At 60.9% G+C, this 21,546-nt stretch carries 22 protein-coding genes and 1 pseudogene; 16 read left to right on the top strand and 7 right to left on the bottom strand.

The window, feature by feature from the left end:
* Positions 1-165: 165 nt before the first annotated feature.
* The gene (locus tag AC3ITA_RS27950) at positions 166-411 is read right to left on the bottom strand and encodes a TIGR02647 family protein (RefSeq protein WP_007980796.1); all 246 of its coding nucleotides are present in this window, start codon (positions 409-411) and stop codon (positions 166-168) included.
* A gap of 209 nt (positions 412-620) precedes the next feature.
* Positions 621-905 (bottom strand): hypothetical protein, encoded by a 285-nt coding sequence (locus AC3ITA_RS27945; RefSeq protein ID WP_046039010.1) that lies wholly within the window; start codon positions 903-905, stop codon positions 621-623.
* A gap of 124 nt (positions 906-1,029) precedes the next feature.
* Here AC3ITA_RS27945 and AC3ITA_RS27940 point away from each other — a divergent pair, with 124 nt between their 5' ends.
* Positions 1,030-1,689 carry a glutathione S-transferase gene (locus tag AC3ITA_RS27940; protein WP_150671966.1) on the top strand — a complete coding sequence of 220 codons (660 nt, stop codon included), beginning with the start codon at positions 1,030-1,032 and terminating at the stop codon, positions 1,687-1,689.
* A gap of 108 nt (positions 1,690-1,797) precedes the next feature.
* Here AC3ITA_RS27940 and argH read toward each other — a convergent pair whose 3' ends face one another.
* Positions 1,798-3,192 (bottom strand): argininosuccinate lyase, encoded by a 1,395-nt coding sequence (argH, locus tag AC3ITA_RS27935; protein WP_008001478.1) that lies wholly within the window; start codon positions 3,190-3,192, stop codon positions 1,798-1,800.
* A 347-nt stretch (positions 3,193-3,539) separates the two neighbouring features.
* Here argH and AC3ITA_RS27930 point away from each other — a divergent pair.
* The 8 genes and pseudogenes from AC3ITA_RS27930 to rsd all read left to right on the top strand — a co-directional run.
* Positions 3,540-3,656, top strand: a pseudogene (locus AC3ITA_RS27930) (sensor histidine kinase); the annotation flags it as partial.
* Positions 3,653-4,399: a LytR/AlgR family response regulator transcription factor gene (locus AC3ITA_RS27925; RefSeq protein WP_095943358.1), complete on the top strand. Its 747-nt coding sequence runs from the start codon at positions 3,653-3,655 to the stop codon at positions 4,397-4,399. The pseudogene AC3ITA_RS27930 and the gene AC3ITA_RS27925, both read left to right, overlap by 4 nt.
* Before the next feature lie 138 nt (positions 4,400-4,537).
* Entirely contained in the window at positions 4,538-5,479 is a 942-nt protein-coding gene (gene hemC / locus AC3ITA_RS27920; RefSeq protein WP_150671967.1) for a hydroxymethylbilane synthase, read from the top strand.
* Complete coding sequence (locus tag AC3ITA_RS27915) at positions 5,476-6,243, top strand: uroporphyrinogen-III synthase (RefSeq protein WP_150671968.1); 768 nt, start codon at positions 5,476-5,478, stop codon at positions 6,241-6,243. The genes hemC and AC3ITA_RS27915 overlap by 4 nt, the downstream gene beginning before the upstream one ends.
* A gap of 16 nt (positions 6,244-6,259) precedes the next feature.
* A complete protein-coding gene (locus AC3ITA_RS27910) occupies positions 6,260-7,423 on the top strand; it encodes a uroporphyrinogen-III C-methyltransferase (RefSeq protein ID WP_489278953.1) in 1,164 nt (387 codons plus the stop codon).
* Positions 7,420-8,658: a heme biosynthesis protein HemY gene (locus tag AC3ITA_RS27905; RefSeq protein WP_489278951.1), complete on the top strand. Its 1,239-nt coding sequence runs from the start codon at positions 7,420-7,422 to the stop codon at positions 8,656-8,658. Before AC3ITA_RS27910 ends, AC3ITA_RS27905 begins: the two co-directional genes overlap by 4 nt.
* A gap of 263 nt (positions 8,659-8,921) precedes the next feature.
* Positions 8,922-9,473: a disulfide bond formation protein B gene (locus AC3ITA_RS27900; RefSeq protein ID WP_489278949.1), complete on the top strand. Its 552-nt coding sequence runs from the start codon at positions 8,922-8,924 to the stop codon at positions 9,471-9,473.
* A 178-nt stretch (positions 9,474-9,651) separates the two neighbouring features.
* Positions 9,652-10,110 carry a sigma D regulator gene (rsd, locus tag AC3ITA_RS27895; protein ID WP_095946287.1) on the top strand — a complete coding sequence of 153 codons (459 nt, stop codon included), beginning with the start codon at positions 9,652-9,654 and terminating at the stop codon, positions 10,108-10,110.
* Positions 10,111-10,170: 60 nt separating this feature from the next.
* Here the strand turns inward: rsd and AC3ITA_RS27890 are convergent, their stop codons facing one another.
* Complete coding sequence (locus tag AC3ITA_RS27890; RefSeq protein WP_095946288.1) at positions 10,171-10,836, bottom strand: FKBP-type peptidyl-prolyl cis-trans isomerase; 666 nt, start codon at positions 10,834-10,836, stop codon at positions 10,171-10,173.
* A gap of 192 nt (positions 10,837-11,028) precedes the next feature.
* Here AC3ITA_RS27890 and AC3ITA_RS27885 point away from each other — a divergent pair, with 192 nt between their 5' ends.
* Positions 11,029-12,195 carry an AlgP family protein gene (locus tag AC3ITA_RS27885; protein ID WP_489278946.1) on the top strand — a complete coding sequence of 389 codons (1,167 nt, stop codon included), beginning with the start codon at positions 11,029-11,031 and terminating at the stop codon, positions 12,193-12,195.
* Here AC3ITA_RS27885 and AC3ITA_RS27880 read toward each other — a convergent pair.
* Positions 12,192-12,656: a TIGR02444 family protein gene (locus AC3ITA_RS27880; RefSeq protein ID WP_489278944.1), complete on the bottom strand. Its 465-nt coding sequence runs from the start codon at positions 12,654-12,656 to the stop codon at positions 12,192-12,194. The two genes, AC3ITA_RS27885 and AC3ITA_RS27880, sit on opposite strands and share 4 nt — an antisense overlap.
* 50 nt (positions 12,657-12,706) lie before the next feature.
* On the opposite strand from AC3ITA_RS27880, the gene AC3ITA_RS27875 reads away from it, so the two are divergent.
* From AC3ITA_RS27875 to AC3ITA_RS27855, 5 genes are all read left to right on the top strand, one after another.
* Entirely contained in the window at positions 12,707-14,617 is a 1,911-nt protein-coding gene (locus AC3ITA_RS27875; RefSeq protein ID WP_095946292.1) for an ATP-binding cassette domain-containing protein, read from the top strand.
* On the top strand, positions 14,617-15,198 hold the full coding sequence (locus AC3ITA_RS27870) for a mechanosensitive ion channel family protein (protein ID WP_008048654.1): 582 nt from the start codon (positions 14,617-14,619) through the stop codon (positions 15,196-15,198). Before AC3ITA_RS27875 ends, AC3ITA_RS27870 begins: the two co-directional genes overlap by 1 nt.
* Positions 15,199-15,423: 225 nt before the next feature.
* Entirely contained in the window at positions 15,424-16,056 is a 633-nt protein-coding gene (gene rhtB, locus AC3ITA_RS27865; protein ID WP_489278942.1) for a homoserine/homoserine lactone efflux protein, read from the top strand.
* A gap of 157 nt (positions 16,057-16,213) precedes the next feature.
* Entirely contained in the window at positions 16,214-18,112 is a 1,899-nt protein-coding gene (locus AC3ITA_RS27860; protein WP_489278940.1) for an FTR1 family protein, read from the top strand.
* 91 nt (positions 18,113-18,203) lie between these two features.
* Positions 18,204-18,659: a YaiI/YqxD family protein gene (locus AC3ITA_RS27855; RefSeq protein WP_489278938.1), complete on the top strand. Its 456-nt coding sequence runs from the start codon at positions 18,204-18,206 to the stop codon at positions 18,657-18,659.
* Positions 18,660-18,767: 108 nt separating this feature from the next.
* Here AC3ITA_RS27855 and elbB read toward each other — a convergent pair whose 3' ends face one another.
* A complete protein-coding gene (gene elbB, locus AC3ITA_RS27850) occupies positions 18,768-19,436 on the bottom strand; it encodes an isoprenoid biosynthesis glyoxalase ElbB (RefSeq protein WP_095945532.1) in 669 nt (222 codons plus the stop codon).
* 115 nt (positions 19,437-19,551) lie between these two features.
* On the opposite strand from elbB, the gene AC3ITA_RS27845 reads away from it, so the two are divergent.
* Positions 19,552-20,787, top strand: coding sequence for a sterol desaturase family protein (locus AC3ITA_RS27845; RefSeq protein ID WP_095945533.1), 1,236 nt, complete (start codon positions 19,552-19,554; stop codon positions 20,785-20,787).
* Here AC3ITA_RS27845 and AC3ITA_RS27840 read toward each other — a convergent pair.
* Positions 20,768-21,400, bottom strand: a complete 633-nt coding sequence (locus AC3ITA_RS27840) for a DedA family protein (protein ID WP_095945534.1) — start codon at positions 21,398-21,400, stop codon at positions 20,768-20,770. The two genes, AC3ITA_RS27845 and AC3ITA_RS27840, sit on opposite strands and share 20 nt — an antisense overlap.
* Positions 21,401-21,546 lie beyond the last annotated feature (146 nt).

Below are 21,546 nucleotides of genomic sequence, written 5' to 3'. Positions count from 1 at the left end.
ACGTGGGGCTCTTCGGATGAGGGGCAGTTTAGCGCCTTGAGGCGAGGACTTTTAAGCTGATTTTGTTTTTCTGGCGTCAGATTTCTAACGGCTTGAGGCAGGCATCAGGGGAGTGTGCCCGCGGAAATCCCTGGATCGGGGTCTCCGTGGGCGATGCGGCAGAATTCAGGCTGTTACTTCGGCGTTAAGAATGGTCAGCACGGATTGCACATTTTGCGCGGCGTCACGACCCAGGCTGGTCAGGTAACCGCCATCAGGCTGGTCGGTCAGTTCTTTTTCAAAGAGGCGTTTGGCGGCGGCGATGTGTTTCGGGGCAGCGGTCTGATGAATTTTCAGACCTTCCTGGGAACTGTCCAGGTTGAAGAGTGCGAGGACTTCCAGTTCGGCAACCAACTCAGGGGTAAGCGACATAAGGACTCCAGACTTTCTAGGAATTGGACGACAGCGCCCCTAAGGTGAGCCCACTTGCGCGGCATGTCCAGTGCTCGCGACAGGGTTTTTTGCCTCTGTAGGAGCGAGCTTGCTCGCGAAGATCGTCAACGATGACGCGTAAACCAGATGCCCCGTGGCGCTCTCGGGTTTTTCGCGAGCAAGCTCGCTCCTACAGGGAGGGCGTGGATTTACTGCTTTTCCGGCGGTAACTCGGGCAATGCGCGCAGGGCAGCTTCGTACCATTCGGTGTTAAACGCGCGGTCTTCTTCGAGAATCGCGTCGATTTCGACCGCCAAAACGTGAGCCATCAGGTTAAGAATTTCTTCGCGTTCGTAACCCACCAGCGTCAGCTTGTTGAACGTCGCTTTGGCAGCCGGTGGGTTGTCGCTTTCGATCTGGTTTTCGATGGCCTGGATCAGGGTACTTTCGGCGAACTCTTCTTCGTCGTTGTCGATATCGGTTGGCTCGCTCATGGCAGGCTCCTCAGGGAAAGGCGGCCAGTTTACCCGTATTCACCTGCATGTTGCTGCTGGCAGGAACGCCTTGAGCGTTCTATAAACAGACACCGCCCACCCCGCACGGCCTGGAGGCTTTGTGATGTTTAAACTTTATGGATTTTGCGTCAGCAACTACTACAACATGGTCAAACTGGCGTTGCTGGAAAAAGGCCTGCCGTTCGAGGAGGTCATGTTCGTCCCGACCCAGACCCCGGAGTCATTGGCGATCAGCCCGCGAGGCAAGGTCCCGGTGCTGGGCGTCGAGCAGGGCTACATTAACGAAACCAGTGTGATTCTCGAGTACATCGAACAAGCCCAAAAGGGCAAGCCGCTGTTGTCGAGTGAGCCGTTCGAGCGCGCGCAGGTGCTGGCGTTGGCCAAGGAAATCGAGCTGTACATCGAACTGCCGGCGCGTGCCTGCTTCCCGGAAGCATTTTTTGGCATGACGGTGCCGGAGGCGATCAAGGAAAAGAGCAAGGCTGAGTTGCTACTGGGGTTTGCCTCCCTGGCCAGGCACGGCAAATTCGCCCCTTATGTGGCTGGAGAAAGCTTGAGCATTGCCGACCTGTACTTCCAGTACAGCGTTTCACTGGCCAGTGCGGTCGGGCAGAAGGTGTTCGGGATTGATCTGTTGGCAGAAATGCCAGCGGCCAAGGCGTTGCTGGAGCGTCTGGGACAGAACCCCAACGTTCAGCGAATTGCGCTGGACAGAGAGGCGGCGATGCCAGCGTTCATGGCGATGGTCGCGGCCAGGAAGTAGTTCTGTGGTGTTCTGAAGTCAGTCATCGCGAGCAGGCTCGCACACAGGGTTAGATGTGCGAACACATATCCAATGTTGGAGCGAGCCTGCTTGCGATGCTTTTGGCTTTTAGCGGCTGGCGAGCAATGCCTGGCCGCGAGCCACGGCAGCCTTCACCTGCGCCGGCGCGGTGCCGCCGATGTGGTTGCGGGCATTGACCGAGCCTTCCAGGGTCAGCACGGCGAACACGTCCTGATCGATCTGGTCGCTGAACTTGCGCAGTTCTTCCAGGCTCATTTCCGCCAGGTCCTTGCCGCTGTCCACGCCGTACTTCACGGCATGGCCGACGATTTCGTGGCAATCACGGAATGGCAGGCCGCGACGCACCAGGTAGTCAGCCAGGTCGGTGGCGGTAGAGAAGCCGCGCAGGGCCGCTTCGCGCATCATCGCGTGCTTGGGCTTGATCGCCGGCACCATGTCGGCAAAGGCCCGCAGCGAGTCGCGCAGGGTGTCGGCGGCATCGAACAGCGGTTCCTTGTCTTCCTGGTTGTCCTTGTTGTAGGCCAGAGGCTGGCCTTTCATCAGGGTCAGCAGGCCCATCAGCGCGCCGAATACGCGACCGGTCTTGCCACGCACGAGCTCCGGCACGTCCGGGTTTTTCTTTTGCGGCATGATCGAGCTGCCGGTGCAGAAACGGTCGGGCAGATCGATGAACTGGAACTGCGCGCTGGTCCACAGCACCAGCTCTTCGGAGAATCGCGACAGGTGCATCATCGCGATACTGGCCGCCGAGCAGAATTCGATGGCGAAATCACGATCGGAGACGTTGTCCAGCGAATTGCCGCCAACCGCGTCGAAACCCAGGAGTTGGGCGGTGTATTCGCGATCGATCGGGTAGGTGGTACCGGCCAGCGCCGCGCTGCCCAGCGGCATGCGATTGGTGCGCTTGCGGCAATCGACCAGGCGTTCGTAGTCGCGGCTGAGCATTTCGAACCAGGCCAGCATGTGGTGCCCGAACGTCACCGGCTGTGCGGTCTGCAGGTGGGTGAACCCCGGCATGATGCTGGCGGCTTCGCGCTCGGCCTGTTCCAGCAGGCCTTTTTGCAGGCGGGTGATTTCGGCCAGGATCAGGTCGATCTCGTCACGCAGCCACAGACGGATGTCGGTGGCAACCTGATCGTTACGGCTGCGGCCGGTGTGCAGCTTTTTACCGGTCACGCCGATGCGGTCGGTCAGGCGTGCCTCGATGTTCATGTGAACGTCTTCGAGGTCGATGCGCCAGTCGAACTGGCCGGCCTCGATTTCACCCTGGATAGTGTTCAGGCCATCGATGATGCTGTCGCGCTCGGCATCGGTCAGTACGCCGACCTTGGCCAGCATGGTGGCGTGGGCGATCGAGCCCATGATGTCGTGGCGATACAGGCGCTGGTCGAAGGTGACGGAGGCGGTGAAGCGGGCGACGAAGGCGTCGACGGGTTCACTGAAGCGGCCGCCCCAGGACTGATTGGTCTTGTCAGTGCTCATGAATTCGCTCGTATCGGCTTGAAGTAAGAAGGCGTGGAACGCTGGCGCGGATAATAACAGGGTTGCCAATCCTGTCGCTGACACTGGTCGATACGTTTTTTGGGGGGCGAGAGCCCGGGCTCGGACAATATTCGCGCATTTTTGCCGAACGATATTTTCCAATTGAGCAATATCGTCCCGGCAACCGTCTACAGTTGGACAGTAGGACCAGCGCACTTCTCGGTGCAGCCGCTGGCTATAAGAAGAGTGGGGTGTTCATATTGCGTATCAGCAAACCCTGTGGCGATGCATCGCCAACGCGGGCCTGGGCCGCCAATCGCCCGGCAGATGAAAATTTAGCCGCCGGACCAACGGCACTTTTTGGCGCTCGCGCTAGTCTTAGCGTGGATCGCGGTGACGGACGTCACTTCACCTGTCTACGCTATCCTTGTGCGAGACTCACGCAGGAATCCAGCGCAATATGAATGTCCTGATCGTTGATGACGAACCCTTGGCCCGCGAGCGCCTGAGCCGAATGGTTGGCGAACTCGAGGGGTACAGTGTCCTGGAGCCTAGTGCCACGAATGGCGAAGAGGCGTTGGCACTGATCGACAGCCACAAGCCGGATATCGTGCTGCTCGATATCCGCATGCCCGGCCTGGATGGCCTGCAAGTGGCTGCTCGGTTGTGTGAACGCGAAACTCCCCCCGCCGTGGTGTTCTGCGCCGGGCCCGATGAATTTGCCGTGGAAGCCTTACAGGCCAGCGCCGTAGGCTATCTGGTGAAACCTGTGAGAACTGAACAATTACATGAAGCATTAAAGAGAGCCGAGCGCCCCAATCGTGCTCAGCTCGGCGCCCTGACCCGCCCCGCTGCCGAAAGCGGCAACGGCCCGCGCAGCCATATCAGCGCCCGGACCCGTAAAGGGATCGAGCTGATTCCGCTGGATCAGGTGGTGTATTTCATTGCCGACCACAAATACGTGACCTTGCGCCACGAAAGCGGCGAAGTACTGCTCGATGAGCCGCTCAAGGCCCTCGAAGATGAATTCGGTGACCGTTTCGTGCGTATCCATCGCAATGCACTGGTCGCCCGTGAGCGTATCGAGCGATTGCAACGCACACCCCTGGGGCATTTTCAGCTATTCCTAAAAGGCCTCAACGGTGATGCGCTGATCGTCAGCCGTCGTCATGTGGCTGGGGTACGCAAAATGATGCAACAGCTTTAAACAGCTGTTCGCAGGCCAATTTTACACCCGATTGCCGGACATCCGGGGCCAGGGAGGCCGAGTAGTATCTGATACAAGTCAAAGTGGATTTGGCTGAGCTGTTATTATCCGTCATATCTATTCAGTACGGATTGATCCATGTCCTCTCGCCAGATCCGCATCGCCACCCGCAAAAGCGCTCTCGCCCTGTGGCAGGCCGAATACGTCAAGGCCCGTCTTGAAGCGGCTCATCCGGGCCTGCTGGTGACCCTCGTCCCCATGGTCAGCCGTGGTGACAAGCTGCTTGACTCACCGCTCTCGAAAATTGGCGGCAAGGGCCTGTTCGTCAAGGAACTCGAAACCGCGCTGCTGGAAAATGAAGCCGACATCGCCGTGCACTCCATGAAGGACGTGCCGATGGACTTCCCCGAAGGCCTTGGCCTGTTCTGCATCTGCGAGCGGGAAGACCCGCGCGATGCCTTCGTTTCCAACACCTACGCCAGCCTGGATGATTTGCCCCGGGGCAGCATCGTCGGCACCTCCAGCCTGCGCCGCCAGGCTCAATTGCTGACCCGCCGCCCGGACCTGGAAATCCGTTTCCTGCGCGGCAACGTCAACACCCGCCTGGCCAAGCTCGACGCCGGCGAATACGACGCCATCATCCTCGCCTCTGCCGGCCTGATCCGCCTGGGATTCGAAGATCGCATCACCTCGGCCATCAGCGTCGACGACAGCCTTCCGGCCGGTGGCCAGGGCGCGGTGGGTATCGAATGCCGCAGCGGTGACAGTGAAATCCATGCGTTGCTGACACCTCTGCATCACCAGGACACCGCCACCCGCGTGACCGCTGAGCGAGCCCTCAACAAGCACCTCAATGGTGGCTGCCAGGTGCCGATTGCCTGCTACGCCGTGCTGGAAGGTGAGCAGGTCTGGTTGCGCGGATTGGTGGGCGATCCAGCCGGGGGCCTGCTGCTCAGCGCACAAGCCCGCGCCCCTCGCGGCGATGCCGAGGCGTTGGGTGTTCGAGTCGCCGAAGACCTGCTCAGCCAGGGTGCCGACGCCATCCTCAAAGCGGTCTATGGCGAGGCTGGTCACGAGTGATCGGTTGGCGCTTGCTGCTGACGCGTCCCGCCGATGAGGCGGCGGCGCTGAGCAGCCTTTTGGCCGAGCAGGGGATATTCAGTAACAGTCTGCCGCTTTTGGACATCATGCCCATTGCGGCCACTGACACAATGCGCCAGGTGATTCTGGCACTGGATCAGTTCTGCGCCGTTATTGTGGTCAGCAAGCCGGCCGCCCGGATCGGCGTCGAACTGCTCGAGCAGTATTGGCCAACACCGCCCGGTGTGAAGTGGTTCAGCGTCGGCGCGGCGACTGCGCAGATCCTCGAGGATCACGGGCTGGACGTGAGCTTCCCGGCAGAAGGCGATGACAGTGAAGCCTTGCTCGAACTTTCCCGACTGCGCGAAGCTATCGCACAACCCGATGCGCGAGTGCTGATCCTGCGAGGGGAGGGCGGGCGGGAGTTGCTGGCTGAGCGTTTGCGTGAGCTTGGTGCTAGTGTCGAGTATCTGGAGCTGTACCGCCGGGGATTGCCGATTTATCCGCCGACACTGCTGCCGCAACGGATCCAGGCGGAACGCCTGAACGGGTTGGTGGTCAGCAGTGGACAAGGCTTTGAGCACCTGCATCAACTGGCCGGCGATGCCTGGCCGCAGTTGGCACGGTTGCCGTTGTTTGTACCGAGCCCCAGGGTTGCCGAAATGGCACGTGCCGCCGGGGCCAAAACAGTTGTGGATTGTCGCGGCGCCAGTGCCGCGGCCTTGCTGACGGCGTTGCGGGAGCATCCCGTACCCGTTTTCTGATGCAAAGGATGGATACGTGAGCGAAACAGCCTTGCCTAAAGATGACTCGCGACGGGTGCTCGATGCACCTGTTGATGCTCCTGTTGATGAAATGCCGCCACCACCACCCGTTGCCGAGCAGCGTCGAGGCAATGGTCTGGCAATCATCGCGCTGCTGTTGGGCGCGGCCGGTGTAGCGGTGGGCGGCTGGGGTGTCTGGCAGGTGCGTCACCTGCAGGCCAATAATCAGCAGCAACTGAGCCAGGTGCAGGCGCTCAATGACCAGGCGCAAAGCCTCAAGCTCAATGAGGAACGCCTGAGCGCGCGCCTTGCGCAATTGCCTCCCGCCGATGAACTGGAGGCACGCAGTCGTCTGGTGATTCAACTGCAAGGTGATCAGCAGCGGTTGAACCAACGGTTGGAAACCGTACTCGGCGCCAGTCGCAAGGACTGGCGCCTGGCCGAGGCCGAGCACCTGCTGCGTCTGGCCAGCCTGCGACTGTCCGCCTTGCAGGACATCAGCAGCGCCCAGGCACTGGTCCAGGGTGCCGACGAGATACTGCGCGAGCAGAACGACCCGGGCTCCTTTGCCGCTCGCGAGCAGGTGGCCAAGACCCTGATCGCCTTGCGCAGCACCGAACAACCGGATCGCACCGGGCTGTTCCTGCGTCTGGGCGCGCTGCGCGATCAAGTGGCCAGCCTCACCGAGTTGGCACCGGAGTACAAGGACCGTGGCGATTCGTTGCTGGGCCTGACTGCCGATGGCGACGGTGCCAGTCGCTGGGCGCAATGGTGGGATCAGATTTCGCGCTACATCCGTATCGATTTCAATGCCGACAAAAACGTTCGCCCATTGCTGGCCGGCCAGAGCCTGAGTCAGGTACGCCTGGCCCTGAGCCTGGCGCTGGAGCAAGCGCAGTGGGCCGCACTCAATGGCCAGGCGGCGGTTTACTCCCAAGTGCTGGACGAAGCGCGGGACATCCTCAAGGGCAACTTCAACCCGGACAACGCACAAAGCAAAGTCATGCTTGAGCAGGTGGCAGAGTTGAGCGTGCAACCCGTCACGGTCGTCACGCCGGATATGACCGGCACCCTGAGCGCGGTGCAGGGGTATCTGGAGCGGCGCAACGTCAACACCGAGGATTCGGTCAAGCCACTCGCCAGGCCTGCCGCGAATGCCGCGCCGGAGGCCACGCCATGAGACGCCTCTATGTGATCGTGTTCCTCGTGATCGCCGCTGCCGCTGCGCTGGGGCTGGCGATTGCCGAACACTCCGGCTACGTGCTGATTGCCTACAAGACCTTCCGCTATGAGTCGAGCCTGTGGGCTACCTTGGCGCTGGTGGCTGTGCTCTGGCTGGTGATCTGGGGCATCAAGTCGCTGATCGAGCTGGTGATGGCTTCCAGTGGCGTGGTCAATCCGTGGTCACGACGTAACCGCAGCCGTCGGGTGCAAGTGGCGATCGAGCACGGTCAACTGGACCTGGCCGAGGGTCGCTGGGCCAGCGCGCAACGGCACTTGTATCGGGCTGCCGAAGCCGAGCGGCAACCGTTGCTTTACTACCTCGGCGCTGCTCGTGCGGCGAACGAACTCGGCAACTACGAAGAAAGCGACAACTTGCTGGAGCGCGCCCTGGAGCGTCAGCCTCAGGCCGAGTTGGCGATCGCCTTGAGCCACGCCCAGTTGCAGACCGATCGCGGTGATACCGAAGGTGCCCTCGCCACCCTGCAAGCGATGCGTGAACGCCATCCTCATAACGCACAGACCCTGCGGCAGTTGCAGCGCCTGCTTGCGCAGCGTGGTGACTGGTCGGCGGTGATTCGCCTGCTTCCGGAGTTGCGCAAGGACAAAATTCTTCCGGCGGCCGAACTCGCCGAACTGGAGCGTCGGGCCTGGGGGGCGAACCTGTCCCTGGCGGCGCAACGGGAAGAAGACGGAACGGTGGGGCAGCAATCGCTGGAGCGTGCCTGGCAACAATTGACTTCGGCACAGCGTCAGGAGCCGCAACTGGTGCTGGCGTATGCCGAGCAGTTGCGGCAACTGGGGGCGCAGGTCGAGGCCGAAGAAGTGCTGCGCACTGCGCTCAAACGCAGCTACGACAGTCATCTGGCACGCCTCTACGGACTGGTTCGCGGCAATGATCCGGCCCGCCAGTTGCAGGCCGCCGAAGGCTGGCTCAAGGACCATCCGGCTGATCCGGGCCTGCTGCTGACACTGGGTCGTCTATGCCTGCAAAACAGTTTGTGGGGCAAGGCCCGGGACTATCTGGAAAGCAGCCTGCGTGTACAGCGCAATCCGGAAGCCTGTGCCGAGCTGGCACGCTTGCTGGCGCAAATGGGCGATGCCGAGCGCAGCAACCAGCTGTTTCAGGAAGGCCTTGGGTTGTTGGATGAACGCTTGCTCGCGGCCCCTCTGCCAGTGCCGGTCCGCGCTTGAACCATTCGCTTGCGCCGGGCTCCGGCGCCTGAGCGATGACCTGCGGCGAGAGAGCAATCGCCCTCGCCTCCGTGCGATGAATCGTTGAAATTCAGTCGCAAAATTTCGTCGCGGGCAAAGTCCTACAGAGGACTACATTTTATCCTCTCGCCTGCGTCGGGATTTCCCTACACCTGTGCTGAAGTCTCCGTGGGCGCTTGCCTTGAAAGGCCGTCGCGCTTTCCTCTACCGTAATGGTCTGTCACTACTTTTACGGAAAAGCCATGTCTTTGGCCTGCTCACGCTCCTTGTTTTTCATGGCTTTCATTGCGGGTGCCCTGGCGATGGGTGTTTCCTATTACCTGGAATACGCAGTCGGCCTGCGGCCTTGCGGCTTGTGTCTGGTGCAGCGGTTTTGCCTGGCGCTCCTTACCAGTGTCTGCCTGATAGCTTCGGTCCATGGCCCCGGTCGCATCGGTAACGTTCTGTATTGGCTGCTCAATCTTTGTTGCAGCCTGGCCGGCACTGTCACTGCATGGCGACAAGTCCTGCTGCAAAGCCTTCCGGCTGAACAGGTCGCAGCGTGCTCGACGCATCTGGCGGACCCGTTGACCAATTCGCCGTGGCTATCGGTCGTACAGCAAATGTTGAAGGGTGCTGCCGATTGCGTGGAAATTTCCTGGACGCTGTTCGATCTGAGTCTCACCGAGTGGAGCCTGCTGTTCTTTGTCGCAATGATGATTCTGGCCGTTTACCAGTCGCTGCGACTGGTCTGGACCCGCTATCAGCGACCACTCAGCGGCGAGTCGTCGCACCGGGCCCTTGCGGGCGATTAAACACTTGTATGAACTTTATCGCCTGCGTACCTTGAAGCCAGTGTCGTGCGGGCATAATCTGGCCCGCACGTGTCATTGGAATTATGTTGCTCGATGACGCTCTGCCTGAAATCGCCCCCGACGTAACAAGAGGGCGACGGGCATTGAGCAGCTGACCCACAAGGGAAGAGAGATCACCATGCTCGAAAGTTGTCAGAATGCTCAGGAACGCTGGGGTGGAGTGCACCTGCTGATCGATCGCTGGTTGCAGGAGCGCAAAGAGCTGATCGATGCATACGACAAGCTCGGTGCCGATCCAGAGACACTGTCCACGAATCGCAAGCCTTTGCAGGAGTTCTGCGGCGTGCTGGTCGATTATGTATCGGCTGGGCATTTCGAGATCTACGAGCAACTGACGGGGGAGGCCAAGGCCTTCAACGACAAGCGTGGGCTGGAGCTCGCCGAGACCATCTACCCGCGCATCGATGTCATCACTGAAAAGCTGCTTGCGTTCAATGACCTTTGCGACGAAGGCAAATGCGTTGCGCAGAAGTTCAAGGAACTGGGTGGCCTGTTGCACGAACGCTTCGAACTGGAAGATTGCCTGATCGAAGTGCTGCACACCGCTCACAAGGAAGCCGATCCGGTTCAGGCCTGAAGCGCTTCCTGCAAGACCCTGAAACGGCGTGCCAAGGCACGCCGTTTTTCATTTGTGTTGTCAGCCGGTAGCGCCGCGCAATTCGACTTCGAATACCAGCGGAGTGAACGGAGCGATCACGTCACCGGCACCGTCGGCGCCATAGGCTTGAGCCGATGGAATCACCAGTCGCCATTTCGCCCCGACCGGCATGTTTTGCAGCGCGCTGCGCCATCCGGCGATCACGCTGTCGAGGCTGAACCATTGTGGCTGACTGTTCTGATCGAACACCGTACCGTCGGGCAAGCGACCGATGTACAGCACCTGCACCTTGCCGTTCGGTCCGGCCTTGGCGCCAGTGCCTGGCGTCAACTCGGTCAGCAACACGCCATCAGCCAGTTCGCGCACGCCGGGTCTGGCTTTCTCCGTGGCGAGAAAGCGCTGCTCTTTTTCCAGTGCCATTTCGCTTTGCGGCCCGGCTGACTGCATGGCGATCCGGGCCTCATGCTCGGCCAATATCTGTTGGATCTGCTCGTCCTTCAGCGCCAGCGGTTTGCCCTGATAGGCCTGCTGCAATCCTTCGACCAGTGCCTGGAGTTGCAGGTCGGGAACCTCCTGGCGCAAGCGTTCGCCAAGGCTTGCACCCAGGCTGTAAGCGAGATCGCGGGCTTCATTTTCCTGCGTTGTTTCGCCGGCCTGGGCCACCGAAAAAAACACGCACAGCGATAAAAAAAGGTAGCGCGACATGATCACTCTCCGACCTGAATTGCGGGCGATTATGCCAGCGAGAATGCGCACAGCGGTGAACTGCTTTTGCGCTGATGCAGAAGTTTTTCAATCCTTTGCAACACAGCGCTTTCGATAGTGTCAACATGCCCTAGCGGCGGTTGCAGCAGAGGTCTAGTATGAGCCGCACGCACTTCAGCCAGGAGGTAAACCATGTCGGCCACCAAGAAGCCAGTAAACACTCCGTTGCACTTGCTCCAACAACTCTCGGGCAGCCTGCTCGAGCATCTGGAAACCGCTTGTTCCGAAGCCTTGGCTGATGCTGAAAAACTGCTCGCCAAACTGGAAAAGCAGCGCGGAAAAGCGCAAGAAAAACTGCACAAATCCCGCACCAAATTGCAGGACGCCGCGGCGACCGGAAAAGCCAAGGCACAAGCCAAGGCCAAGGGCGCGGTGAGCGATCTTGAGGAGCTGCTCGATGCCCTCAAGAATCGTCAATCGGAAACCCGTGGCTACATTCTGCAACTCAAGCGCGATGCTCAGGAAAGCCTGAAACTGGCCCAGGGCATCGGTCGTGTACAAGAGGCTGTCGGCAAGGCGTTGTCCCTGCGTGCAGCCAAGCCTGCTGCGGCACCTGCGAAGAAAGCCGCCGCCAAACCGGCTGCTGCAAAAGCACCGGCCAAGCCTGCTGCTGCCAAAACAGCCACTGCCAAGCCAGTCGCTAAAACTGCCGCAGCCAAACCTGCTGCCAAACCGGTTGCGAGAAAACCGGCTGCTGCCAGCGCTGCAAAACCTGCGGCTAAAACCACGGCTGCCAAACCAGCCGCCGCCCGACCTGCCGCTGCAAGAGCTGCTGCTGCCAAACCAGCCGTGGCTAAAACCGCTGCCGCTAAACCGGCTGCCAAACCAACTGCAAAACCGGCCGCTAAACCAGCTGCCCGCACCGCGGCGGCGAAACCTGCTGCCAAACCGGCTGCAAAACCTGTCGCTGCGAAATCGGCAGCAAAACCCGCTGCCAAGCCAGCGGCAAAACCTGCTGTAAAAGCGGCTGCCAAACCTGCTGTAAAAGCGGCAGCAAAACCTGCTGCCAAACCAGCCGCAAAACCAGCTGCAGCGAAACCAGCCGTTGCCGCCAAGCCAGCCGCTGCCAAGCCAGTTGCCGCCAAACCGGCTGCTGCAAAACCCGCTGCAAAACCAGCAGCCAAACCTGCAGTGAAAAAGCCGGTTGCCGCCAAGCCAGCCACCGCGCCGGTTGCCAAGCCAGCCGCTCCGGCTGCGCCGGCAGCACCTGCTCCGGCAGCAACTACCTCGACAGCCGCGCCAGCGCCAACGCCTGCCGCAACTTCGAGTGTTGTAACCACCCCAGCCAGCGCTTCCTAAGTGCCGGTTACCGCGACGCGCAGCTGATGCAGCGCGTCGCGGTGCAGGTGGGCGGCTTCAGCTGCCACACCTTCCAGCCAGGCCGATAGATCGGTCTCGGCATTTTGCGGCCAACTCTGCGCCGCTCTCTCCAGCCGCAACAACAGATGCCGTTCGGCTTCCAGCTCCAGTGCCTTCACCTGTTCACGCAGGGTATGCAATTCAGCGTCTTCCATGGCCGCGGCTTTCCACTGTGTGCGCAAGGCACGTAACGGTCGCACGACATCGGTGTCCCAGGCGACAGCCATGCTGCGTAGTTGCTGCAAGCGCTGCTCATCGCAGGCCACGCCTCGTTGTCCCAGCCACGCACTGCACAGCAACAGGCACACATTGGCTCCCGCCGACTGCAATTGCAGGCAAGCCTGCTCAACACCCGGACGGGCGTAAGTGGTCAGGGAAAAGCTCCACAGGTCAGAGGACATAGTGCTACTCGCGCCAGTTGCGAGCGAAGCTGGTAGACTCCGCCGCCATTATGATTCGACTTCAGAACCTGACTTTACAGCGTGGCCCGCAACGTCTGCTAGAAGACGCCGAGCTGACCCTGCACGCCGGCCAGAAAGCCGGCCTCATCGGTGCCAACGGCGCCGGCAAATCGAGCCTGTTCGCCTTGCTTCGAGGCGAGCTGCACCCTGACTCGGGTGATTGCTTCCTGCCGGCCGACTGGCGTATCGCCCATATGCGCCAGGAGGTCGACACCCTCGAGCGCCTGGCGGTCGACTACGTGCTCGATGGCGACCTGCGCCTGCGCCAGGTGCAACGCGACCTGGCGGCCGCCGAAGCGGCCCATGACGGTGCCGCTCAGGCCCGTCTGCACTCCGAGCTCGACAGCGCCGACGGTTACACCGCCGACGCCCGGGCGCGCAAGTTGCTGGCCGGCCTTGGGTTCACCAACGAGCAGATGGATCGCCAGGTCGGGGATTTCTCCGGCGGCTGGCGGATGCGTCTGAACCTGGCGCAGGCCCTGATGTGTCCATCGGACCTGCTGCTGCTCGACGAACCGACCAACCACTTGGACCTCGACGCCATCATCTGGCTCGAAGAGTGGCTCAAGAGTTATCCCGGCACCCTGATGCTGATCTCCCACGACCGGGATTTCCTCGATGCCGTGGTCGACCACGTGGCCCACGTCGATCAGCGCAAGATCACCCTGTACCGCGGTGGCTACAGCGCCTTCGAGCGCGCCCGTGCCGAACGCCTGGCCCAGCAACAGCAGGCGTACGAGAAGCAGCAGGTGCAACGTGCGCACATGGAAAGCTACATCGCCCGCTTCAAGGCCCAGGCCACCAAGGCCCGTCAGGCCCAGAGCCGGATCAAGGCACTGGAGCGGATGGAGGAGCTGACCGCTGCCCACGTCGATTCGCCGTTCGACTTTGTCTTCCGTGAATCGCAGAAGATTTCCAGCCCGCTGATCGACCTGTCCGATGCCCGTCTGGGTTACGGCGACAAAGCCGTGCTGGAAAAGGTCAAGCTGCAACTGACCCCGGGTGCGCGAATCGGTCTGCTCGGCCCGAACGGTGCCGGTAAATCGACCCTGATCAAGAACCTTGCCGGTGAGCTCTCGCCATTGGCCGGCCGCTTGACCCGTGGTGAGAACACCGTGGTCGGTTACTTCGCCCAGCATCAACTTGATTCTCTGGACTCCAAGGCCAGCCCGTTGCTGCACTTGCAGCGCCTGGCACCGACCGAGCGCGAACAGACCCTGCGCGACTTCCTCGGCGGTTTCGACTTCCGTGGTGCGCGAATCGACGAGCCGGTGCTGAATTTCTCCGGTGGCGAGAAAGCGCGCCTGGCGTTGGCCTTGATCGCCTGGGACCGACCGAACCTGTTGCTGCTCGACGAACCGACCAACCATCTGGACCTGGAAATGCGCCTGGCACTGACCATGGCCCTGCAGGAATTCAGTGGTGCGGTACTGGTGGTTTCTCACGATCGGCACTTGCTCAAAAGCACCACCGACAATTTCTATCTGGTGGCGGACGGCAAGGTCGAGGAATTCGACGGCGACCTGGAGGACTACACCCGTTGGCTGGTGGAGTATCGCCAGCGCAACGCCCCGGTCAGCAACACGCCGGTCAACCCGGACAAGACCGACAAGAAAGCCCAGCGACAGGCCGCTGCGGCGCTGCGCCAGCAACTGGCGCCGCACAAGCGCGAAGCCGACAAGCTTGAAGCCGAACTCGGCAAGCTCCACGAAAAACTGGCGAAGGTCGATACCAGCCTCGGCGACAGCGACATCTACGAACCGGCGCGCAAGAACGAATTGCGTGATCTGCTGGCCGAACAGGCCAGGCTGAAGGTGCGTGAGGCGGAGCTGGAAGAAGCGTGGATGGAAGCCCTGGAGTTGCTGGAAGGCATGCAGGCGGAGCTGGAGGCACTGTCCTGATGGATGCCTTCAAACTCCCGCTGCCTGCGGTGTGGGCCGAGCCGATCTGGCTTGGCGTGCAAATCCTGCTGATCCTGCTCGCCGGCTACTTCACCCAGCGCTTCGTCGCCAAAGGCCTGAGCCGCCTCGGTGAGCGTTATCCGTTCCCGCCGCAACTGATGATGCCGTTGCGGGGCGGATTGCGCTGGCTGATCATGGGCAGTGCGTTGATATTCGTCCTGGAGCGACTCGGGGTCTCGGCAACAGTGCTCTGGACCGCGTTGTCCGGTTTCGTCGCGGTTGCGGCGGTGGCGTTTTTCGCCATATGGAGCGTGCTCTCGAACCTGCTGTGCGCGATCCTGATCTTTACCGTCGGCCCGTTTCGCATAGGTGACGTGGTCGAGTTGGTGGACACCACCGACAAACCCGGCGTCAAAGGCAGGGTGGTGGCGATCAACCTTCTTTACACCACGCTGATCGAGGCCGAAGAACTCGGCACTGGCAGCGCCATGGTGCAGGTGCCCAACAGTTTGTTCTTCCAGCGTTCGGTGCGGCGCTGGCGCGGGACGGATGTGTTTCCTTCCAGCGGGTTTGAGAAGTAAGGACTCTGTTGCCTGACAGATTGCTTTCGCGAGCAGGCTCGCTCCCACAGTTGATCTTCAGCGAACACAATTCTTGTGAGCAGCAGAGACCTTCCTGTGGGAGCGAGCTTGCTCGCGATGGGGGCCTCAAGTCAGCAGTCGCCCTGTCCTACAAAAAATCGGTAGTCATCCAGCCAAAGCCGCATTAGCTTAGACGTCTGTCACGAGTCTGAGTCGAGGTGTGCAATGGAGCTTCAAACATGGCTGGCGTTTTTTGCCGCCTGCTGGGTGATCAGCCTGTCCCCCGGTGCCGGCGCCATTGCGTCGATGTCCAGCGGCCTGCAATACGGCTTCTGGCGCGGCTACTGGAACGCCCTAGGCCTGCAACTGGGCCTGGCCTTGCAGATCGCCATCGTCGGTGCCGGTGTCGGCGCCATTCTCACGGCGTCGGCCACGGCGTTCTACGCCATCAAATGGTTTGGCGTGGCGTATCTGGTATACCTCGCGATCAAACAATGGCGCGCGCTGCCCAACGATATGAGCGATGACGCGGCGCTGCGACAGATCGGCAAGCCGATGTCCCTGGTGTTCCGTGGTTTCCTGGTGAACATCAGCAACCCCAAGGCGCTGGTGTTCATGCTGGCGGTGCTGCCGCAGTTCATCGACCCCCATGCTCCACTGCTGGTTCAGTATCTGGTAATCGGCGTGACCATGGTCTGCGTCGACCTGATCGTCATGGCCGGCTACACCGGTCTGGCGTCCAAAGTGCTGCGTCTGTTGCGCACACCGAAACAGCAAAAACGCATGAACCGCACCTTTGCCGGGCTGTTCATCGGGGCGGCGGCGTTCATGGCGACGTTGCGCAAGGCCGCCGTTTAAAACGGCGACTGGCAAAAAAGGCGACCCTGGTCGCCTTTTTTGTTGGGGGAGCAGTTCCGGAATCCGATGCAATTACGAAGAAGTATCAACAAAGCTTGAGCGAAACCCCTCTGGCGTTAACAATATGTAACTTCGTATTTCCAATTGAGATTCATTCATGATTGCCCCCTCCCGTTTCCTGGCCTGGCTGTTGCTGCCGCTGTTGGCTGCGTGCAGCTTTCAACTGCTGGCCGCCCCCGCCGAAGGTGCACCGCAGGCGCTGCACTTGCTCGATTACATCGGCGCGGATTACCCGGACACGGTGCAGGCGGGCAGCATCACGGACCAGGCCGGATTTCGCGCGCAGCAAGAATCGCTCAAGACGCTGGGGAGTCTGATTGCAGCCATGCCGGCCAAGCCGGAAAAAGCCGCGCTGGAGCAAAGCCTGGCTGCGCTGGGAAATTCCATCGGTGCCCGTCAGGAGGGTACCGGGGTCACTCGCCAGGCTCGGCAACTGAGTGCGAAGCTGGCCGTGGCCTATGAAGTCAGCCAGGCCCCGGTGATTACACCGGACCCGGCGCGTGGCGCGCCGCTGTACGCTCAGCATTGCTCGGTCTGCCATGGCGATACAGGGGGCGGCGACGGCCCGGCGGGTGTCGGCATGACGCCTGCGCCCTCCAATCTGCGTGATACCACACGACTGGATCGACTGAGCCTCTACGCGATCTACAGCACCTTGGGCCTGGGCATTGAAGGCACCGACATGCCGGCCTTTGCCGATCAACTGGATGATCGTCAGCGTTGGGACCTGGCCACCTATATCGCCAGCTTCAGTGTTGACCCGGCGACGGGCAAGGCTGAAAAGACCTACAACATCGCCGATCTGGCTCGTCAGACCCCGGCCGAAATACAGGCCGTCGAAGGCCCGCAAGCCGCCGCGACCTTCCGTGCCCAGCGGGCGCAACCGCCGCAGGTCAAGCGTGGCCCGGCGCAACTGCTCGACTACACCGCGGCCACTCTGGACAAGAGCATCGCGGCGTATCGTTCGGGTGAACATGATCAGGCTTACGACTTATCGGTAGCAGCGTATCTGGAGGGCTTCGAACTGGTTGAGAGCTCGCTGGACAACATCGACGCCAACGTGCGCAAAGACACTGAAAAATCCCTGATGGCCTACCGTCAGTCGTTGCAGGACGGCCTGCCGGTGAGCGAGGTCGAGCAGCGCCTGGACGTGGCCAAGGACAAGTTGAAGGCATCGGCGGGTCTGTTGGGCAACGAGGGTTTGAGCTGGTCGCTGAGTTACATTTCCGGCCTGCTGATTCTGCTGCGCGAAGGTCTGGAAGCGATTCTGGTGCTGGCGGCGATCCTCGCTTTCCTGCGAAACACAGATCAACAGGCGGCGGTGCGCAGCGTTAACCTCGGCTGGGGCCTGGCGTTTGTGGCGGGGCTGGGCACTTGGGCGCTGGCAGCCTATGTGATTGACGTCAGCGGTTCACAACGCGAATTGCTGGAAGGCGCGACGGCGTTGTTCGCCAGCGTCATGGTGCTGTGGCTGGGTGTGTGGATGCACGATCGTCGTCACGCGGCGGCCTGGCAGGACTACATCAAGACCAGCCTGGTGGGCGGCGGCGGGCGCTTCGGTTTTGCGACCCTGGCGTTCTTCTCGGTGTATCGCGAATTGTTCGAAGTGATTCTGTTCTACGAAACCCTGTGGTTGCAGGCAGGCCCCGCGGGGCACAACGCCGTGCTAGCCGGTGGGGCCACGGCACTTGTGCTGCTGGTCGGCCTGGCCTGGGTGATTTTGCGCGGTTCGGCGAAGTTGCCGCTGGCGCTGTTCTTCAGCATCAATGCCGGTCTTTTGTGCGCCTTGTCGGTGGTGTTTGCCGGGCATGGCGTGAAAGCGCTGCAGGAAGCCGGGATTTTCGGCACGCGGCCGGTGCCGTTCTTTGACTTTGAATGGTTGGGGATCCATGCCGATGCGTATTCGTTGAGCGCCCAGGCTGTGGCGATCATTGCGATTGTCGTGTTGTACGGTCGTAGCCGGGTGGTTGAGAGGCAGCGGGTGCAGGTTTCTTAAACGGCATTCGCTTCGCTCATATTCGCGAGCAGGCTCGCTCCCACAGGATTGGGTATAACCTGTGGGAGATTCTATGGTTGAGGAAAAACCAATGCGTGTGTGGATCGATGCCGACGCCTGTCCGCGGGCTGCCAAGGATCTGGTGGTGAAGTTCGCCCTCAAGCGCCAGTTCGAAGTGGTGCTGGTGGCCGGGCAGCCGCAGATCAAGCCGGGGCTGGCACTGGTCAAGCTGATCGTGGTGCCGAGCGGCCCGGATGCGGCCGATGACTACCTGGTGGAGCACGCGGTGCCTGGTGAGCTGGTGATCTGCAGCGATGTGCCGCTGGCCGATCGCCTGGTGAAGAAGGGCGTGGCAGCGCTCGACCCACGGGGCAAGGAGTTCGATGCGCAGAACATGGGTGAGCGGCTGGCGGTTCGCAACCTGTTCACTGACTTGCGCGAACAGGGGCAAATGGGCGGTGGACCGGCGCCGTTTGGCGACCGTGAGAAGCAGGCGTTCGCCAATGCGCTGGACCGGATATTGACCAGGCTTACCCGAAAACTGTAGGAGCGAGCTTGCTCGCGATGGACGTTAACGATGACGAGTGTTGGCTGGATGAACGCGGCGCTCTAACGTCTTTCGCGAGCAAGCTCGCTCCTACAGTCCTGAACCGTGTCAGGCGTCGTTTTCGTGGGTCAGTTCGAGCACGCGGTCGACCAGTTTATTGATGCCTGACGCCGCTTCACTGATCGATTGCGCCAGCATGTAGGCCGGGGTGCTCACCAGTTTGCGTGCCTTGTCCTCGACGATCTCAGTGACCGCGCAATCGGTATGGGTCGCGCCCATCTTGTTCATCGCGGCAGCCGTGTCGGTATCGTTGCCAATGGTGCAGGTGACGCCCGGGCCGTAGATCTTTGCCGCCAGGGCAGGGGAGATGCACATCAACCCCACCGGTTTGCCGGCCTCGGCAAAGGCTTCGGTCAGTGCCAGGACATCCGGTTGAACGGTGCAACCGGCGCCTTCGATGGCGAAGCTGGACAGGTTCTTGGCCGAGCCGAAGCCGCCGGGCACGATCAGCGCATCGAACTCATCGACGTTCGCGTCACGGATATCCTTGATGTTGCCCCGGGCAATCCGCGCCGACTCCACCAGCACGTTGCGCGATTCGGGCATTTCTTCGCCGGTCAGGTGGTTGATCACATGCAACTGCGCGATGTCTGGTGCAAAACACTGCACTTGGGCACCGCGCTGGTCCAGGCGCAGCAGGGTGATGACGCTCTCGTGGAGCTCGGCGCCGTCGTACACGCCACAACCGGAAAGGATCACTGCAACTTTTTTGCTCATGGGCTTTTCTCCAGATTCATGGCGTTAAATGTCCACTAATTTGTCCTGCGTTGCCATAGGGTTAATTCACGGCTGCACATAGCATCTGTCCTCAAGATTCCGATCAGGGCGCGTCATGGACTTCATTCTGTATGCGGTGCCGTTTTTCTTTGTGCTGATCGTCTTCGAGTTGCTGGCCGACCGTTGGCGCGGGGTAAGCAATTATCGGGTGGCGGACGCGATCAACAGCATCAGCACCGGCGTGCTGTCGACCACCACGGGTCTGTTGACCAAGGGTGTGGGGCTGGTGATCTACGCCTTTGCCCTCAAGCACCTGGCGCTGTTCGAGCTGTCGGCCGACAGCGTCTGGACCTGGGTGTTTGCCTTTGTCTTCTACGATTTCTGCTACTACTGGCTGCATCGCATGGGCCACGAGCGCAACATCCTCTGGGCCGCCCATTCGGTGCATCACCAGAGCGAGGACTACAACCTGTCCACGGCGTTGCGCCAGACCAGTACCGGATTCCTGTTGAGCTGGATCTTCTATCTGCCGATGGCGGTGTCCGGCGTGCCGCTGCCGGTATTCGTCAGCGTCGCGGCGCTGAACCTGCTGTACCAGTTCTGGGTGCACACGCGGCACATTCCCAAGCTTGGCTGGTTCGAATGGTTCTTTGTCACGCCGTCCAATCATCGGGCTCACCATGCGCAGAACGCTCTCTACATGGATCGCAACTACGGCGGCGTGTTCATTATTTGGGACCGCCTGTTCGGCTCGTTCCAGGAAGAAGACGACAACGAGCCGGTGGTCTTCGGCGTGACCACACCGCTGGCGAGCTGGAACCCCGTGTGGGCGAACGTGCAGTTCTACGCGCAGTTGTGGGCAGACGCGTGGCGTACCGAAAGCACCTGGGACAAGCTGCGGATCTGGTTCATGCGCACCGGCTGGCGCCCGGCTGACGTGGCGGCCAGATACCCGATGAACAAGCCGGACCTGAGCCAGTTTCGCAAATTCGAGGTGGCGCTGGACGGGCGTCAGCAGCTCTACGTCTTCTTGCAGTTCTGCGTCTATATTGCGCTGGGCAGTTACTTGATGAATCTTGAAGCGAAGCTGCCAGTCGCCGCCCTGGTGTTGGGCTGGGGGACGGTGGCGTTCGGTCTGTTTGTACTGGGCGTGGCCCTGGAGAATCGCCCGTGGGCGTTGAAGCTGGAGCTGGTGCGGCTGGCGTCGAACCTGCCATTGGCATGGCTGGCCCCGATGGTGGGGCTGTGGCCGGCCAGCGTCGTGGGCTGGGTCGGCCTGTTCAGTTACAGCCTGTTGAGCGGCGTCGGTCTCTACTGTTGCAGGAACCGCATCACTCGGCTGGCGTCGTAGGACCTTCAGTGTTGGTCCGCGCAGCTTTCAGGGCTTGTTCGTCGGCGTAGACCTGCCTGGCCAGGCGGGCATTCTTGAAGCGCCGACGCAGCCACAGCACGAAGCCCAGGACCAGCAGCGCGCCAAGCACCCAGAGTTCATACTTCTTCACACTGCCGAGCATACCTTCGAGCACCGCGCCGAAATGGTAAGCGGCAGCAGCGAGGGCAGCGGCCCAGATCGCCGCGCCAATCCCGTTGAGCAGCAGGTAACGGCCCGGCGGATAGCCCGACAGCCCGATGGCCACCGGCATGACCGTGCGCAAACCGTAGACGAAGCGAAAACTCAGTACCCAGATGTCCGGGTGCTTGCGAATGTGTTCCAGCGCCCGGTCGCCCATCATCTGCCAGCGGGGTTTGCGCGCCAGCAGTTTGCGGCCGTGCTTGCGTCCCAGGAAATACCACAGTTGGTCGCCGGCATAACTGCCGAAGAAGGCCACGACCACTACCAGGTTGATGTCCATGTATCCACGGAACGCGAGGAAGCCCGCGAGCACCAGGATGGTTTCGCCTTCGAAGAACGTGCCTAGAAAAAGGGCAAAGTAGCCGAAGTCATGCAGAAATTGTTGGAGCATTGTCTGGGTGCTGGCGAAATGAACGCGCAGCCTAACCCTTCGGACACATTCAGGAAAGTGTCCAAATGTGTCTCGACGTGAACATTTCCTACAACGACAATGGAATGCGGCTACCTGTCGCAGCGTGCACATAACTATCACGCGTT

Source organism: Pseudomonas sp. GL_090, assembly GCF_057837765.1.
The sequence above is the reverse complement of the archived record's forward strand: the minus strand, read 5'-3'. Positions and strand labels throughout refer to the sequence as shown.

What these genes read in the sequence shown, in the direction of transcription:
- AC3ITA_RS27925 (WP_095943358.1), top strand. Translation starts at nt 3,653, where the DNA reads ATGAATGTCCTGATCGTTGATGACGAACCCTTGGCCCGCGAGCGCCTG.
- AC3ITA_RS27860 (WP_489278940.1), top strand. Translation starts at nt 16,214, where the DNA reads ATGATTGCCCCCTCCCGTTTCCTGGCCTGGCTGTTGCTGCCGCTGTTG.
- AC3ITA_RS27940 (WP_150671966.1), top strand. Translation starts at nt 1,030, where the DNA reads ATGTTTAAACTTTATGGATTTTGCGTCAGCAACTACTACAACATGGTC.
- hemC (WP_150671967.1), top strand. Translation starts at nt 4,538, where the DNA reads ATGTCCTCTCGCCAGATCCGCATCGCCACCCGCAAAAGCGCTCTCGCC.
- rhtB (WP_489278942.1), top strand. Translation starts at nt 15,424, where the DNA reads ATGGAGCTTCAAACATGGCTGGCGTTTTTTGCCGCCTGCTGGGTGATC.
- AC3ITA_RS27870 (WP_008048654.1), top strand. Translation starts at nt 14,617, where the DNA reads ATGGATGCCTTCAAACTCCCGCTGCCTGCGGTGTGGGCCGAGCCGATC.
- argH (WP_008001478.1), bottom strand. Translation starts at nt 3,192, where the DNA reads ATGAGCACTGACAAGACCAATCAGTCCTGGGGCGGCCGCTTCAGTGAA.
- elbB (WP_095945532.1), bottom strand. Translation starts at nt 19,436, where the DNA reads ATGAGCAAAAAAGTTGCAGTGATCCTTTCCGGTTGTGGCGTGTACGAC.
- AC3ITA_RS27945 (WP_046039010.1), bottom strand. Translation starts at nt 905, where the DNA reads ATGAGCGAGCCAACCGATATCGACAACGACGAAGAAGAGTTCGCCGAA.
- AC3ITA_RS27845 (WP_095945533.1), top strand. Translation starts at nt 19,552, where the DNA reads ATGGACTTCATTCTGTATGCGGTGCCGTTTTTCTTTGTGCTGATCGTC.
- rsd (WP_095946287.1), top strand. Translation starts at nt 9,652, where the DNA reads ATGCTCGAAAGTTGTCAGAATGCTCAGGAACGCTGGGGTGGAGTGCAC.
- AC3ITA_RS27885 (WP_489278946.1), top strand. Translation starts at nt 11,029, where the DNA reads ATGTCGGCCACCAAGAAGCCAGTAAACACTCCGTTGCACTTGCTCCAA.
- AC3ITA_RS27905 (WP_489278951.1), top strand. Translation starts at nt 7,420, where the DNA reads ATGAGACGCCTCTATGTGATCGTGTTCCTCGTGATCGCCGCTGCCGCT.
- AC3ITA_RS27875 (WP_095946292.1), top strand. Translation starts at nt 12,707, where the DNA reads ATGATTCGACTTCAGAACCTGACTTTACAGCGTGGCCCGCAACGTCTG.
- AC3ITA_RS27900 (WP_489278949.1), top strand. Translation starts at nt 8,922, where the DNA reads ATGTCTTTGGCCTGCTCACGCTCCTTGTTTTTCATGGCTTTCATTGCG.
- AC3ITA_RS27855 (WP_489278938.1), top strand. Translation starts at nt 18,204, where the DNA reads ATGCGTGTGTGGATCGATGCCGACGCCTGTCCGCGGGCTGCCAAGGAT.
- AC3ITA_RS27950 (WP_007980796.1), bottom strand. Translation starts at nt 411, where the DNA reads ATGTCGCTTACCCCTGAGTTGGTTGCCGAACTGGAAGTCCTCGCACTC.
- AC3ITA_RS27890 (WP_095946288.1), bottom strand. Translation starts at nt 10,836, where the DNA reads ATGTCGCGCTACCTTTTTTTATCGCTGTGCGTGTTTTTTTCGGTGGCC.
- AC3ITA_RS27880 (WP_489278944.1), bottom strand. Translation starts at nt 12,656, where the DNA reads ATGTCCTCTGACCTGTGGAGCTTTTCCCTGACCACTTACGCCCGTCCG.
- AC3ITA_RS27840 (WP_095945534.1), bottom strand. Translation starts at nt 21,400, where the DNA reads ATGCTCCAACAATTTCTGCATGACTTCGGCTACTTTGCCCTTTTTCTA.